General features: G+C 65.6%; 15 protein-coding genes. 4 read left to right on the top strand and 11 right to left on the bottom strand.

Annotated elements, in window-relative coordinates; translation table 11 throughout:
* Positions 1 to 145: 145 nt before the first annotated feature.
* From R2676_RS11500 to R2676_RS11485, 4 genes are all read right to left on the bottom strand, one after another.
* Positions 146 to 1183, bottom strand: coding sequence for an AI-2E family transporter (locus tag R2676_RS11500; protein ID WP_206274687.1), 1038 nt, complete (start codon positions 1181 to 1183; stop codon positions 146 to 148).
* A complete protein-coding gene (locus tag R2676_RS11495; RefSeq protein ID WP_206274686.1) occupies positions 1180 to 1851 on the bottom strand; it encodes a DUF1345 domain-containing protein in 672 nt (223 codons plus the stop codon). Before R2676_RS11495 ends, R2676_RS11500 begins: the two co-directional genes overlap by 4 nt.
* 89 nt (positions 1852 to 1940) lie before the next feature.
* Complete coding sequence (locus tag R2676_RS11490) at positions 1941 to 2243, bottom strand: hypothetical protein (protein WP_206274873.1); 303 nt, start codon at positions 2241 to 2243, stop codon at positions 1941 to 1943.
* Between the two features lie 127 nt (positions 2244 to 2370).
* A complete protein-coding gene (locus R2676_RS11485; RefSeq protein WP_206274685.1) occupies positions 2371 to 2796 on the bottom strand; it encodes a hypothetical protein in 426 nt (141 codons plus the stop codon).
* Between the two features lie 420 nt (positions 2797 to 3216).
* Between R2676_RS11485 and R2676_RS11480 the strand changes: the two genes are divergently transcribed.
* Positions 3217 to 3384, top strand: coding sequence for a DUF6726 family protein (locus tag R2676_RS11480; protein WP_175402352.1), 168 nt, complete (start codon positions 3217 to 3219; stop codon positions 3382 to 3384).
* 100 nt (positions 3385 to 3484) lie between these two features.
* Here the strand turns inward: R2676_RS11480 and R2676_RS11475 are convergent, their stop codons facing one another.
* Positions 3485 to 4021, bottom strand: a complete 537-nt coding sequence (locus tag R2676_RS11475; RefSeq protein WP_206274872.1) for a GNAT family N-acetyltransferase — start codon at positions 4019 to 4021, stop codon at positions 3485 to 3487.
* A 168-nt stretch (positions 4022 to 4189) separates the two neighbouring features.
* Between R2676_RS11475 and R2676_RS11470 the strand changes: the two genes are divergently transcribed.
* Positions 4190 to 5167: a DedA family protein/thiosulfate sulfurtransferase GlpE gene (locus R2676_RS11470; RefSeq protein WP_206274684.1), complete on the top strand. Its 978-nt coding sequence runs from the start codon at positions 4190 to 4192 to the stop codon at positions 5165 to 5167.
* Between the two features lie 379 nt (positions 5168 to 5546).
* Here R2676_RS11470 and R2676_RS11465 read toward each other — a convergent pair whose 3' ends face one another.
* The 6 genes from R2676_RS11465 to fliF form a co-directional block, all read right to left on the bottom strand.
* The gene (locus tag R2676_RS11465; protein ID WP_206274871.1) at positions 5547 to 7127 is read right to left on the bottom strand and encodes a flagellar hook-length control protein FliK; all 1581 of its coding nucleotides are present in this window, start codon (positions 7125 to 7127) and stop codon (positions 5547 to 5549) included.
* A 38-nt stretch (positions 7128 to 7165) separates the two neighbouring features.
* On the bottom strand, positions 7166 to 7630 hold the full coding sequence (gene fliJ, locus R2676_RS11460) for a flagellar export protein FliJ (RefSeq protein ID WP_004631467.1): 465 nt from the start codon (positions 7628 to 7630) through the stop codon (positions 7166 to 7168).
* A gap of 108 nt (positions 7631 to 7738) precedes the next feature.
* Positions 7739 to 9175, bottom strand: coding sequence for a flagellar protein export ATPase FliI (fliI, locus tag R2676_RS11455; RefSeq protein ID WP_206274683.1), 1437 nt, complete (start codon positions 9173 to 9175; stop codon positions 7739 to 7741).
* Entirely contained in the window at positions 9165 to 9902 is a 738-nt protein-coding gene (gene fliH / locus R2676_RS11450) for a flagellar assembly protein FliH (protein ID WP_206274682.1), read from the bottom strand. Before fliH ends, fliI begins: the two co-directional genes overlap by 11 nt.
* Positions 9903 to 9937: 35 nt before the next feature.
* A complete protein-coding gene (fliG, locus tag R2676_RS11445; RefSeq protein WP_027679900.1) occupies positions 9938 to 10930 on the bottom strand; it encodes a flagellar motor switch protein FliG in 993 nt (330 codons plus the stop codon).
* Entirely contained in the window at positions 10927 to 12762 is a 1836-nt protein-coding gene (fliF, locus tag R2676_RS11440) for a flagellar basal-body MS-ring/collar protein FliF (RefSeq protein ID WP_316857177.1), read from the bottom strand. The genes fliG and fliF overlap by 4 nt, the downstream gene beginning before the upstream one ends.
* Before the next feature lie 281 nt (positions 12763 to 13043).
* Between fliF and fliE the strand changes: the two genes are divergently transcribed.
* Together fliE and R2676_RS11430 are read left to right on the top strand one after the other, a co-directional pair.
* Positions 13044 to 13385, top strand: a complete 342-nt coding sequence (fliE, locus tag R2676_RS11435) for a flagellar hook-basal body complex protein FliE (RefSeq protein WP_206274680.1) — start codon at positions 13044 to 13046, stop codon at positions 13383 to 13385.
* Positions 13386 to 13422: 37 nt separating this feature from the next.
* Entirely contained in the window at positions 13423 to 14541 is a 1119-nt protein-coding gene (locus tag R2676_RS11430; protein ID WP_206274679.1) for a glycosyltransferase, read from the top strand.
* Positions 14542 to 14563: the final 22 nt, after the last annotated feature.

Below are 14563 nucleotides of genomic sequence, written 5' to 3'. Positions count from 1 at the left end.
CCCCGTGTACCGACCCTCGGCTCGCTGACGTCTCTCGGTCAGCGAGTTATTGCGCGCCCCTCGTCCCGTAGGGCGCGCTCTTTTCTGCCGATGCCGTCAGCGCGGGGGCGCTGGCGGGTCACCCCGCGCATCAACGAGAAACGCGTCAGCCGATCAACCCGGCGTCCGTCAGCTCGCGTTTCATGTAGGCGTACAGCACTGGCGCGGCAATCACGCCGCCCACGCCAAACAGCGCCTCCATCACGATCAGCGCGAGAATCAGTTCCCACGCGCGCGCATCGATGCGGCTGCCGATGATGCGCGCGTTCACGAAGTACTCCAGCTTGTGCACCACCACGAGGAAGATGAGCGATGCCACTGCCAGCTCCAATGAGGCGGTCACGCTCATCACCACGATCGCTGTATTGGAGATGAGGTTGCCCGCTACCGGAATCAGCCCCGCCACGAAGGTCAACAGGATCAGCGATTTGGAATACGGCACGTGCTGCCCGAACAGCGGCAGCGCGCCCAGCAGGTAGATGGCAGCGAGCGCCGTGTTGAGCGCCGAGATCTTCACCTGCGCAAACACCACGGCCTCGAACGCATCGGTCAGCCGGCTCAGCCGGTTCACCAGTGCAGCGGCCAGCGGCTTGTGGTGCTCGGCATCCGGCGTTTCCGACCAGGCCACCATCGCACCCAGGATCAGCCCCACCAGCATCAATGCACTGGCGCGCAGGCCGTCGATACCTATGGTCGACACCTGGTGGCCATGCTCCTTGAGCATTTGCACCAGCTGCACACGCAGCTCGGTCACCGACTGCGGCACATAGTTGACGACCGCCGCCGGCAGCGACTCGCGCAGGTTGTCGAGCACGTCGGCAATGCGCGTGAGCATGCCTTCCAGCCCATGCCCGTGCTCGACCAGACGGCCGATCCCGATGCCCAGCGCCGCAAGAATGAGCGCGGCGATCAGGAAAACACAGATCACCGCAATCGCCCTGGCGCGCTTGGAAACCGTGTGCCGCGCACGCAGGCGCGCCTCCAGCTTGCGCGCCAACGCATACACAAGAAAGCCGGCAATGGCGGCCGGCAGCAAATGCAGCCACAGCACGGCCCCAATCATGGCGGCCACCAGCACATAGCTGACGGCGTTGATCGGGCGCGTGTGTGCCTTGGGCGGAAGCTCGGAAGGCAGCATCGTCATGAAAACAGACCGGCAGCAATGTTGATGGAGAGCGCGAGGATGCTCGTATTGAAGAAGAACGACAGCAGCGATTGCCCCAGCACCGCCCGCCGCATAGCGCCCGAACGGATGCTGACATCGGCCGTCTGGCTGGCGACCGCGATCGTAAAGGAGAAGTAGAGGAAATCCCAGTAATCCGGCTCGAGCTGATCATCGGGAAACCGCAGCGGCGGCTCGTGCGGGGCACGGTAATACAGATGCGCGTAGTGCACCGTGAACATCATCGGCACCATGAGCCACGCACCCAACACCGTGATGCCGGTAAATACGTAGTGCGACGTCTGCGCATGGCCCGCCGACTTGGCGGTCGCCAGTTCAAACGCAATGGCCACCATGCTGGCCACCACGCCGAGGCAGACCACCGCCAGCACCGCAGAAGCGCGCGCGTCTTCACGGCGGGCAACGGCGCGGATGCGGTGCGGATCGGCGCGCAACATCATCACCGTGATCAGGATCAGGTACGCCCACACGGCGACGTCCCAGCCGAGCAGCAGGCGCGCGAGCCAACCATGCGCCGGTACGACGGCGACCGCGACGGCGCCCAGCGCGAACGCAGACAGCAGACGCGGTCGCGTCGCAGCGAAGCGGGAAAGCTGGGGAATCTCGGAAGACTTGTCTTGCGGGTTCACATGCGCCTCAGGTGCGTGCCTCGGGGGTGTTCACACAAGGCCGGCAACGCCAGCCGATGAGGCGACATGGTAGCCGCTTCAGCGCCGCATCAGGACAGCGAAAGCATGGAAGCGAACGAGCGCTTGCAGCGCTCCTGCAGACGCTCGTGCGTCGAGAGCTGCTCCGCGATGACGGTGGCATCCGGATAGACGCGGCACATGCCGATCATGGCCGTCTCGAGCGACCCCTGCGAGCCGGCCTGGAACTGGAATTGCTCCAGCACCGAGTCATCGGCATCACGCACGGTGATCTGGAATGGGCCCGGCGTGACGGTCGCGCAGCCGGCCAGCATGGCGGCCGTGGCCAGCGTAAGGCATTGGAGGGAGCGGTTTGGACGACGGAAACGAATCATCATGGCTTCCTGGTTGCGATGAGAGTGAGACGCAACAAGGGCGACTCAGTTCGCAATCATTGCGCTTTCCGCTGACGCAAATAAAAACGCCCGCAGTGCGCGGGCGTTCCTGCGGAAGAAACCGGGCTCAGGCCACGGCGCCTTCGGTGTACGGATCAAACTTGCTACCGGCCTTGGCACCTTCGGTGTAGGTGTCGAACTTGCCTGCGCGGGCCAGTGCACCTTCGGTGTACGGATCGAACTTGCTGCCAGCCTTGGCGCCTTCGGTATAGGTATCGAACTTGCCGACGCGAGCCAGGGCGCCTTCGGTGTACGGGTCGAACTTGCTGCCGGCCTTCGCACCTTGGGTGTACGGATCGAACTTGTCGCCGACCTTTGCGCCTTGAGTGTACGGGTCGAACTTCTCGCCAACCTTGGCGCCATCCGAATACACGTCGAAGCGTTGGCTGACTTGCGCGGCGCCTTGCGTGTACACGTCAAACTTGGCTGCTGCCAGGGCCGGCACACTTGCCAGGGCGATCAGGGCAGCGATCAGGGTGCGTTGGGCTTTCATGATGTCTTCTCCAGATGGGCGCAGCGCGTCGGGCAGGTGATCCGGACGTTTCCTGGATCGTCTTTTTCGCTGCGGCGCCGCATTCGATGGAGTCATCGTAGGCGAGCCTGTTCAGACAATAAATGTCGCGACAGACAATTTATTGTTGCGATTTGTGAAATTACGGGAAAACCCGCATCAACAGTGGTTCTGCGGCCTGCAGCAACGGGTGGCGGTTCGATTTGCGCAAACCAAGGATGTGACTTTTTCGCCTAAAGTCAGCGTTGTGCGGCCCTCGAACGTATCGGATTGTTGCGTTCTGACGCATCGCATCATCGTTTTGGAACACGCACAGATTGTCATTTCCCGATACAAACGCGCACAGGTTGGCGAGTGACTCTGTGTCACACTGCGCGGCATTCGCTTTCGAACTCGCCCACGATGAAACGCCTTCTGCTCGCTGTGTCCCTGCTTGGTGCTGCATGCATTTCCGGCTGCGGTGTGGTGGCCGCGCCGTGCCGCGTGGCATCGGCGGGCCTGAAGATGGTGCCGCTGGTCGGCCATGTGGCGGCCGCGCCCACCGACGCCTGCGCGGACATCATCGATTGATTGGAGTCTCGGATAGCCTGTGACTGAAGGTCACGCCTGCCAGCGTCGGAAAGCGTCCATTCCGGAAGGCTGCGTCATTCTCATATTGAGCAGCCGTGCCTCACAAGGCCCGCTGCATCAACAGGCAATCGAGCCAGCGGCCGAATTTGTAGCCCACCGCCTCCAGCACGCCCACCTCCCGAAACCCGCAGCGCGCGTGCAGCTTGGCTGACCCGGGGTTTTCGCGACCGCCACCCACCACAGCCACCATCTGCTTGAAACCGCGCGTCTGGCATTCGCGGATCAGCGCCTCCAGCAGTAATGTCCCAACGCCCCGCCCCTGCGCGGCGGCATCAAGGTAGATGGAGTCTTCCACCGTGTGGCGATACGCGGGCCGCGCGCGATGCGGACCGGCATACGCGTAGCCGAGCAGCACGCCGCCGGCTTCGGCCACCACGTAGGGCATGCCGGCATCCCGCAATGCGCGGAAGCGGCGCGTCATCTCGGCCAGGTCGGGGGCATCGATTTCAAAGCTGGCGGTGCCAGTACGCACGTGATGCGCGTAAATGCCGACGATAGTCGGGAGATCCGCCTCGGTAGCAGGGCGAATGGCAACGGCACCGGATTCGCGTACGGACCGGGAAGCATCGATGGGCATTGCAGAAGACATGGCGGCAGGATGTGGAAGCGGTGTGAAGCGTTCATTGTCACGCCAATTTCACGCGAACCGCAGATCGCCGAGCGCATTCTGGTGGCATGGCTATCGGGCGGCGCCGGAATGCGGTAACTTGGCAAACGCATTTGCCCCGCCGCGCCCCCCTCTGCCATGCATGACCTGTTTCCCCTGATCGCCGAATACGGCGCGTTTGCCGTGTTCCTCAATGTGCTGCTGACGCAAGCCGGCGCGCCGCTGCCGGCCGTGCCGACGCTGCTCGTGGCCGGCGCGCTCACCTTCCACGGACCGCTTTACCTCATGGAACTGGCACCGGCCGCCGTGTCGGGCGCGCTGCTTGGCGACGGGCTGTGGTATTTCGCCGGCAAGCGCTATGGCCGGCACGTCATGGCACTGCTGTGCCGCGTGTCGCTGTCGCCCGATTCCTGCGTGCGGCGCACCCGCACGCAGTTCGAGCGCTGGGGCGCCCCGATGCTGCTGATCGCGAAGTTCATTCCGGGTTTGTCGACCGTGTCGTCTGCGCTGCTGGGCACGATGCGCACGCCGTTCAGCACGTTTGCGCTGTACAACCTGGTGGGCTCGGCGGTGTGGGCCACGCTGTGGTTGCTGCTGGGCCGCGTAGCGCACGACAGCATCGACCAGGCGCTGCGCCAGCTCGACCTGCTCGGCACGCGCGCCGTGCTGCTGATCGCGTTGCTGGCGGCGGTATATGTAGCGGCGCGCTGGCTGCAGCGCTGGCGCTTTCGCAAGATGCTGGAGATGGCGCGCATCTCGCCCGACGAGTTGCATGCGTTGATCGAATCGGGCGCGGCACCCGTCATCATCGACGTGCGCGCAGACAGCTCGCGCATGCTGCAGCCGCAACGCATTCCGGGGGCGATGCTGTATGACATGTCCAGCAGCAACCGCGCGATCGAGATCGACGGCCCCGACCGCGAGATCATCATCTACTGCGCCTGCCCCAACGAGGCGTCTGCCGTGATGCTGGCGCGCACGCTGATGGGCCGCGGCTTCAAGCGCGTGCGTCCGCTGCATGGCGGTATCGACGCATGGGTGGAGCGCGGCTATGGCGTGGAGCACGTGGTATCGGTCACGCCCGCCACACTGACCACGGCGGAAGCGGGCGCCTGAGGCTGCCCGCATGTGCGCCGCGACGACGAAGCAGACGCACAAAAACAAAAAGCGCACCTCGCGGTGCGCTCTCCCGTAAGTACGGCAAACATGCGGTGCGCCAGCCCCCCGGCTCGGACACCCCGCATCGGTCCGTGTGCATCCGCCCGAAGACGGATGTGGCGAAATGATCCCCGTTTGATCCCTTCTTCGCCAGTCGGACTTGACCCCCTTGTTATTCATTTGCAACGCTGCCGCGTCAAACGTATGCGCGGCGTGCTCGCGTTGTTATTTCCCGCCCTTCTTTCATTGCCTTGCGGCTGGCCATTTTTGCATGGCACTCCTGCGTATTAACGGCAGGGCTGCACCGAACTTTAGACGCCGCGTGGCCGGCGGCCGGTCAGGCAAAAGTGTCGATGGCGCCTTCGTGGGTGGACACACGACGCGGTGCCACCGCCAGCGTATCGGCGCGGTCTTGCGAGCCGCCGCCATAACGGCTGCCGCTATTCCCGTTGCCCGAACCGCTGCCCTGGCTTTGCGCCGATGAACCCTGCGATGCGCTCTGCTGCTGGCTGAAGTCACCCGTGCTGACCGACGTTTGCGCAAGCTGCATCCCGCCTTGCTGCATGGCGTCGCGCAGGCGCGGCATGGCGTCCTGCACGAGTTCGGCCACCGCCTGGTGCTGGCAGACGAAGCTCGCATTGACAGCACCGTTGTCGACTTCCAGCTTGACGTGCATGCCGCCCAGCTCGGCCGGGTTCAACTGCAGTTCGGCCGACGATTGACGGTGCACTTGCATGAAGGCGAGCTGGCTCGCCATGCTCTGCGGCCATGCGGCGTCGCCAAAGGTGGGCAGCGTGTGGACTTGCTGCGGCGTGATCGATGCACCTGCCGCAGCGCCTGCGTTGGCGCCACCCACCGCAAAGGTCGGTGCGGCGGCCATGCCGGCATCGCCATTGGCACGCGACAGTGCGCCCTGGAACAGCGTACCGCTGCCCTGCGCATTGGCTTGCGTACCGGCGTTGTCCGTGTTGCCGGCGCTGCCGCCATTGCTGGCGTGGCTGGTGGCATCAGCGACGGCGGTCGCGGCCGTTTGCGTGACGGTGTTGTGTGCGCTCAGGTCGTTGCGGCGCGGCAGGCCGTGATCGGCATTGGCGCCCTGCACAGACGACGTGCTGCCGAGCTGGCGCACGGCGGGCGGCGTGTTGTCGGCAACGGCACGCGTGCGGGCCATGGTCTGGGCCAGCGTGCCGCTGTCGGGCAGCGCGGTGGCAGGCGGCGTCGGCGTGTTTGCAGCGTTGGCCTGGCTGTCCTTCGCAGCCGGCAAGCCAGCCGAGGCGGCTTGCGCCGTCGTGGCCGGATCAGCGGCGCCCTGGGCTCCGTTGGCCGCAGCGTTTGCGGCAGCCAACGCAGCAGCGTCATTTGCCGACGATTTGGCGACAGCCAGCGTTGCGGCGTCGGTATCGGGCTTGGTATTCGTTTGGGGCGCCGGTTGCGCAACCGGCTGCTGCACGACTGCGGCCGCCTGCTGCGCGGCCTGCCGTGCGGCTTCGATCTGAGCCGCCAGTTGGGCAGCCGGGTCGACCACCGCCTGCTGTGCAGCGGTATCGAGATCCTTGGCGCTGGCCGGCTGGGCCGGCTTGGCATGGGCCGTATCGGCGGTGCTGGCGGCAGGCGTGGTGATGCTCGGCACGGGCGTATTGCCATCGGCCGGCTTGGCGTCCTGATCGTTGCTGGCGGCGCTGGTGCGCGTCGCGTCCTTGCGCGCGATATCGGCGCGGCGGCCGGCATCGTCGGCGGCAGACTGTGCGTCCGCGCGACGGCGCGCGGCGTCCTGGGCCAGGCGGTCCGACAACAGGTTGCCGAAGGTATCGGTGCCGGACGAGGAAGCCTGCGTCTTGTCGGCGGCGGCAGTATTGCCGGCCGACAGCATGGCGCCCAGGTCTTTGGCAGCGGCGTTGGGGGTGGCACTCAAGCCCACGTTGACTCCATCTTGCGACTGCGTGTTCGCGTTGGTCTTCAATTGCCGCCCTGTGCCGCACGCATGCGGATCACCTTGGCGGCGTGTTCGTCGTTGTCGCGCTGGGCGCGGCGTTCTTCGTCCAGGCGCTGCTCTTCAATGTGGCGCTGGCGCAGGATGTCGAACGACTGCTCGCGGCGCTGCTTTTCCAGCCAGTTGGCACGGCTCATCGCAAGCTGCTGCTCCAGCGCATTGATGGTGCCCTTCTGCTGGTGCACGGCGTTGCCCAGGCGGTCGATAAAGGCCGCGTAGTTGCGCAAACGCGTGACGTCCATGCCGCCTTCGGCGGTGCTCAGCATCTGCTGGTGATAGTTGTTGCGGTAGTCGGACAGCAGTGCCAGCTTTTGCGTGGCGGCCTCGCGCGTGTTCATCAGGCGGCCGACTTCCTGCGTGGCTTTTTCGGTGTCCTTCTGGGCCAGTTCCAGCACGGTCTCGAGGCGGAACGGCTTGTTCATGGTGGTCATCGGTGGACCCTCCAGCTTCCCGTTACATCAACCCATCGGACGCAAACCCGGCGGCTTTAGCCTTCGGCTTGCGCAACGCTTGCGGCTTCACAGTGTCAAGCGGGCACATCACGCCAGCACTCCATGCATCTTCTCCAGCGTGTGCTCGCGGCTTTCGTTCTCGAACATGCCCTGCTGCAGGAACGCTTCCATGTCGGGGTAGCGCGCGATGGCCTGGTCGGTCACCGGGTCGCTGCCGCGCGCGTAGGCGCCCACGGCAATCAGGTCGCGGTTGCGCTGGTAGCGGGCGTAGAGCTGCTTGAAGCGGCGCGCCGTGTCGAGCTGCTCGCGCGGCACGATGGCCGACATCACGCGGCTGATCGACTGTTCGATATCGATGGCCGGGTAGTGGCCCTGCTCCGCCAGCTTGCGCGAGAGCACGAAGTGGCCGTCCAGAATGGCGCGCGCCGCATCGGCAATCGGATCCTGCTGGTCATCGCCTTCGGCCAGCACGGTGTAGAACGCGGTGATGGAGCCGCCGCGGCCGTTGGCATCGACCATGCCGTTGCCGGCACGCTCAACCAGCGCCGGCAGCTTGGCAAAGGCCGAGGGCGGATAGCCCTTGGTGGCCGGCGGCTCGCCGATGGCCAGGGCGATCTCGCGCTGCGCCATCGCATAACGCGTAAGCGAATCGACGATCAGCAGCACGTTGCAGCCGCGGTCGCGGAAGTATTCGGCAATCGTGTGGGCGTAAGCGGCGCCCTGCAGGCGCATCAGCGGCGAGGTGTCGGCCGGCGCAGCCACCACGGCTGATCGTGCCAGGCCTTCGTCGCCAAGAATCTCGTCGATGAATTCCTTCACTTCGCGGCCGCGCTCGCCGATCAGGCCGACCACCACCACGTCGGCCTCCGTGTAGCGGGCCATCATGCCCAGCAGCACGCTCTTGCCCACGCCGGAGCCGGCAAACAGGCCCAGACGCTGGCCCTGGCCAACGGTCAGCAAACCATTGATGGCGCGCACGCCCACGTCGAGCACATGCTCGATCGGCTTGCGCTTGAGCGGGTTCAGCGGTGCCGGGTTCAGCGTGCCCCAGGCGAGATCTTCATGCGCGCCCAGCGGCCCCTTGCCGTCGAGCGGCTCGCCGTTGGCGTCCACCACACGGCCCAGCAGGCGCGGGCCCACGGGCAGGAACTTGCTGTGCGAAATCGTCGGGTCGGCGCCGTCTTCGCTCGACACCGGCAGGCGTTGCGGCTCCAGCGGGAACACGCGCGCACCGGGCACCACGCCCACCAGATCCGTTTGCGGCATCAGAAAGGCGCGTTCTTCGGCAAAGCCCACCACTTCAGCCAGCACGTGGCGGCCGTGCGGGAGTTCCACGCGGCACGCGCTGCCCACCGGCAGCTTCAGGCCAACGGCTTCCATGACCAGGCCGGCCACGCGCGTGAGCTTGCCGCACGTCACCACCGGGCGCGCCAGACGCGCACGCTGCGCGGTCTGCTGCAGGTGGGCTTGCCACACGCGCAGGTTGGGATTGTTGGCGGCGGGCTGCACGGTCTCAGGCGACATGGAGTGCGCCTCCTGCAACGCGTTCGGCTTCCGAGCGTTCGCTGGCAAGCCATGCGGTATCGCGGCCCAGCGCGCGGGTCAATTCGGCCCAGCGCGTTTGCAGCGTGGCATCGGTTTCGCCAAAGCGGGTCTGCACGCGGCAGCCGCCGCGCTCGATGGCGGCATCGACGATGAGCGTCCAGCCGGCGGCGGCCAACTCCGTGCCCAGCGTCTGGCGAATCAGCTCGGCGTCATCGGCATGCACGCGCAGCATGGCGGGCGCCGGGGCGGTGGGCGCATCGCCCAGCACTTCGCGAACCATCGGCAGGATCCGCTCGGGCTGCGCATGCAGCGCGCCGCGCAGAAACTGCTGCGCCAGCTGCAGCGCCAGATCGACCAGCTCTTCGGCAACGCTGCCGTTCAGTTGGTCGATCGCCTCGCGCACGGATTGCATGAGCGCGGCGATGTGTTTGGAATCTTCCTCGCCCTGGCGGCGGCCTTGTTCAAAGCCATCCTGAAAGCCTTGCGCGAAACCATCGCGGCGGCCTTCGTCGCGGGCGGTGGCAAGCTCCGCGTCCAGCGCGGCCTGCCATTCCTCTTCGGAAATCGGCGGCTCTTCGGGCTCGGGCGGCGGAGGCGGCGGCGCGGCTGCAGCAGCAGCCTCTGCGGCCTGCTGGCGGAAGTCGGTCGGCTCCCACGCCTGGTATTCGACCAGCGTGTCGCGCGGGATGATCGGCGGACGCGGCATCTCAACGCCCCGTCACAGCAAAGCGGCCAGCACGGTCAGACATAAGCGTCCTCCGCCTTGCGGCCGATGGTGATTTCGCCTTCGTCGGCCAGGCGGCGCGCAACGACCAGGATTTCCTTCTGCTGCGCTTCGACTTCCGACACCTTGACGGGCCCCAGCACTTCCAGCTCTTCCTTGAGCATCGTGCCGGCACGCTGCGACATGTTGGCAAACACCTTGTCGCGGAACTCCTGCTTGGCGCCCTTGAGCGCCACCACCAGAACGTCCTGGCTGATCTCGCGCAGCAGCGTCTGCAGCGCTCGGCCGTCCAGATCGATCAGGTTGTCGAACACGAACATCTTCTCGACGATGGCGTCGGCCAGTTCCGGGTCGCGCGAACGCACGCCTTCGATGACGGAGCTTTCCACGGCGCTCGGCACCAGGTTGAGGATTTCCGCTGCCGTGAGCACGCCGCCCATCGCGTTCTTCTTGCGGTGGTCGTTGCCTTGCAGCAGCTTGGTCAGCACGTCGTTCAGCTCGCGCAGGGCGCTGGGCTGAATGCCGTCGAGCGTGGCGATACGCAGGATGGTGTCGTTGCGCAGGCGCTCGGTGAAATAGGTCAGGATTTCCGAAGCCTGATCGCGGTCCAGGTGGACCAGGATCGTGGCGATGATCTGCGGGTGTTCGTTGCGGATCAGTTCGGCCACCGACGAGGCATCCATCCACTTCAGGCCTTCGATGCCGCTGGTGTCACCGCCCGACAGGATGCGGTCGATGATGTTGGCGGCGCGGTCGTCGCCCAGTGCCTTGCGGAAGACGGTGCGGATGTACTCGTTCGAATCCACGTCCAGCGGCAGGTCTTCGGCTTCAACGAAGAACGCGTCAAACGCATCGAGCACACGCTCGCGCGAGACGTTCTTCAGCGCGGCCATGGTCGCGCCCAGCTTCTGCACTTCGCGCGGGCCCAGGTGCTTGAGCACTTCGGCGGCTTCGCTTTCGCCCAGCGACATCATGAGGATGGCGCTGCGTTGGAGTCCTTCGGCGCTCATTCGTTACTCACCCATTGTTTGATGACGGCCGCGACGGCGCGCGGGTTGCTCTGCGCCACGCGGCGCATGGTCTCGAGCTTCTTCTCGAAGTCGTTGTTCTTGAGTTGCGGCAGCGCGTCCGGCAGCTCTTCGGATTCGGCGCCGGCAGCCGCCGGGCCTTCCAGCTCCGGCCCGGCCGAAGCCGCTGCGCCGGTGATGATCGGGGCGTTCGGGTCTTCGCCTTCGCGGCCCACGAACGTGGGCGTGGCCGGCTCGTCCTTCTTGCCCATCGAACGGATCGCCGGGCGGATCACCGCAAACACCAGGATCAGGAAACCGATGGCCAGTGCCAGATACTTGGCGCCCTGGATGCCGTACTGGATCATCTCCGGCTGCTTCCACAGCGGCAGGTCGTCCTTGGGCGTGGGCAGCGTGCCCGAGAACTGGCTGTTGACCACGTTCACGGAGTCGCCACGCTTGGCGTCAAAGCCCACGGCGTCCTTGACCAATGCGTTGAGCTTCGCCATCTCGGCTTCCGACAACGGCTTCCAGGTCTTGCCGTCGCCACGGTAGTTGACCACCACGGCCACCGACAGGCGGCGCACGGTGCCCACTGCGGCGCGTGTGCGGCGCACGGTCTTGTCGACTTCGTAATTGGTCGTGGTGTCGCGGGTGCTCGACGAATTGCCGTTGGCTGCGGTGCCGCTCGTGTTGGCAGCGGCCGCTTGCTGCGGTTGGCCGTTCGGGCCGGTCGCGGCCGGTTGCGACGCCGAGGCCGGAGCCGGTGCGGTCGGCAGCATGCGCGGCGCGGTCGGCGGCTGGTTGGACAGCGCGCCCGGCACGCCGCCCTGGGCGTCGGCCTTGTTCTGCGTGGCTTCTGCGGTGTGCGTGCTGCGCACGGCAGCGTTGGCCGGGTCCTGGTTCGGACGATAGGTCTCGGCCATCTGCTCGGTGTTGTCCAGATCGACGTCGGCCGTCACCTGCGCGCGCACGTTGTCTTCGCCCACCACGGGGCCGAGGATGGCTTCGATGCGCTTGATGTAGCCCTGCTCGACGTCACGCACGTAGCTCAGCTGCGTCGGGTCAAGGCCCGAGGCGTTGTCTTGGAACGACGACGACAGCAGACGGCCGGATTGGTCGACCACCGTTACGTTGGCCAGCGGCAGGTTCGGCACGCTGCTCGACACCAGGTGGCCAATGGCCTGCACCTGCGAGCGGTCGAGCATGCGGCCCGGATAGAGCTTGAGCAGCACCGACGCGCTGGGCTTGGCCTGCTCGCGCACGAATACCGACGGCTTGGTCATTGCCAGATGCACGCGGGCCGATTGCACTTCCTGCATGGCCTGGATGGTGCGGGCCAGTTCGCCCTCCAGGGCGCGCTGGTAATTGACTTGCTCGGTGAACTGGCTGGTACCGAATTTCTGGTTCTCCATCAGCTCGAAACCGGCTTGGCCGCCCTTGGGCAGACCTTGCGAAGCGAGTTTCAGGCGGGCTTCATGCACGCTCGTCTCGGGCACCATGATGGCGGTGCCGCCTTCGGCAAAGCGGTACGGCACGTTCATTTGCTGCAGCGCGGCGATGATCGCCCCACCGTCGCTGTCGGACACATTGCTGTACAGGACGCGATAGTCCGGACCGCGGCTCCACAGCATCGCGGCGGCAATGACAGCCACCAGTGCTGCCCCGCCGATGATCATCAGCAGACGCGGCGACAGACGGCCGAGCGGGCCCAGGGCGCCCAGCGCACCTGCACCTCCCGCGTTCTGGCGCGTCATCGCGCCCTGGCCCACCGCCGGCATATCCACCGTACCGAGCGTGTCGGCGACAGCAACCGAATCGGCTGTCGTTGGCATCCCAAATCTCCTGACTGACTACGTTGCTTGAGCGCTCGCCCAACGTGTGGGCATGGCTCCGTGGTTGCCATTATCGGCAGCGGGTGCGCAAGCAAATTGCCAAGAAGAGGGCGTTTTCCCGTTCTTTTGGGCGCTTGGGAACGGCGGCCGGGCGGCTACCTTTGCATCACCGTGGCGCCATAGCGACCAGCCGGCCCGGGCGGAAAGCGACCAAGAAAGCCGGCCCAGGCAGCCAAGCAGCGGCGCCGCAAGCAATACGAGCAAAGAGGAGTTGACTTCACATGGATATTACGAACGCCAATTCAGTGGTCTCGCTGATGAACAGCGTGCTGGCGCCCTCCACCAAGGTGGGCGGCATTGGCGCGGGCGGCGCGGCCTCCGGCGACGACGCCAAGGTCAGCGTCGACTTTGGCGCGGTGCTCAAGTCGTCGCTGGACCGGGTGGATGCCTCGCAGCAGAAGGCCGAATCCATTTCGCGCAGCTTCGAAATGGGCAACAACGACGTGGACCTGCATGACGTGATGCTCTCGCTGCAAAAGGCCAACATCGACATGCAGACGGCGGTGCAGGTGCGCAACAAGTTTGTCTCGGCGTACCAGAGCATCATGAGCATGTCGATTTGACGTCACTTCTATAGATTCACTTTTTTCTTCGCGCCGCATGTCCAAACACGCCAAACACCACGCCAAGCCTGCCCGGGGCAGTCTTGCGCTGGTCGTCATCGCCCGCGACGAGGCTGCCTGCATCGAGCGCTGCCTGATGAGCGCCAAGCCGCACGTCGATCGCATGATCGTGCTGGACACCGGCTCGACCGACGACACCGTGGCGATCGCCAAGGCGTGCGGCGCCCAGGTGCACCATTTCACGTGGGTGGACGACTTTTCCGCCGCCCGCAACGCCGCGCTGGACGCCGCCAATGCGGACTGGAACCTCGTGCTGGACGCCGACGAATGGATCGAGGCCGGCACGGAAGAGCTCCGCAACGCCTGCACGTTCGGCCCGTTGCTGGGTGTGGTGTGCATCCGCAGTGAATACGACATTTCCGGCCACGTCGAACATTCCAACAGCTGGATCGCCCGCCTGTTGCCACGCGGCGTGCGCTACAGGGGCCGCATCCATGAGCAGCCGGTGCCAACCGCGGCCAACCTGCAGCGCGTGCGCCTGCCGCTCGTGATTGGTCACGACGGCTACATGAACGCCAAGCTGGACAAGAAGCACGGGCGCAATCACGCCCTGCTGCAACTGGAACTGGCCGCGCATCCGGATGACCCGTATGTGCTCTACCAGCTCGGCAAGGATTTCGAGATCAACCAGAAAGACCCGGCCCAGGCCGCTGCGCACTACCAGCGCGCGCTGGCCACGGCGCCCAAGGCGGCGCCATATCGGCATGACCTGTGCATCTGCCTGCTGGCGTGTCTTTCCAAATCGAAGCAGCTCGACGCAGCCATCACGCTGGCGGGGGAATGGATGGAAGAGTGGTCCGGCTCGCCCGACTACTTCTACATGCTCGGCCACCTGATGTTCGAAGCCGCCGCCCAGGACCCTGCCCAAGCCGAAAAGCAATGGCTGCCAATGGCGGAAAACGCCTTCCTGAAGTGCCTGGAGATTGGCGAGCAGCCCAAGCTGGACGCCGCCGTATTCGGGCGCGGCAGCTTTGCCGCAGCAAAGTACCTGGCGCTGACCTACCGCGCCTTGGCCGACACGCTGGCCATCAAGTCGAACCAATATTCCGACCTCGCGCGGCAGATGCAGGAACGCAGCGCAGTCGCCGCCGCATAATTTCCACCAGACCGGCCACCAG

It is taken from the genome of Ralstonia flatus, from assembly GCF_958439105.1.
Lineage (GTDB): Bacteria > Pseudomonadota > Gammaproteobacteria > Burkholderiales > Burkholderiaceae > Ralstonia > Ralstonia flatus.
The sequence above is the reverse complement of the archived record's forward strand: the minus strand, read 5'-3'. Positions and strand labels throughout refer to the sequence as shown.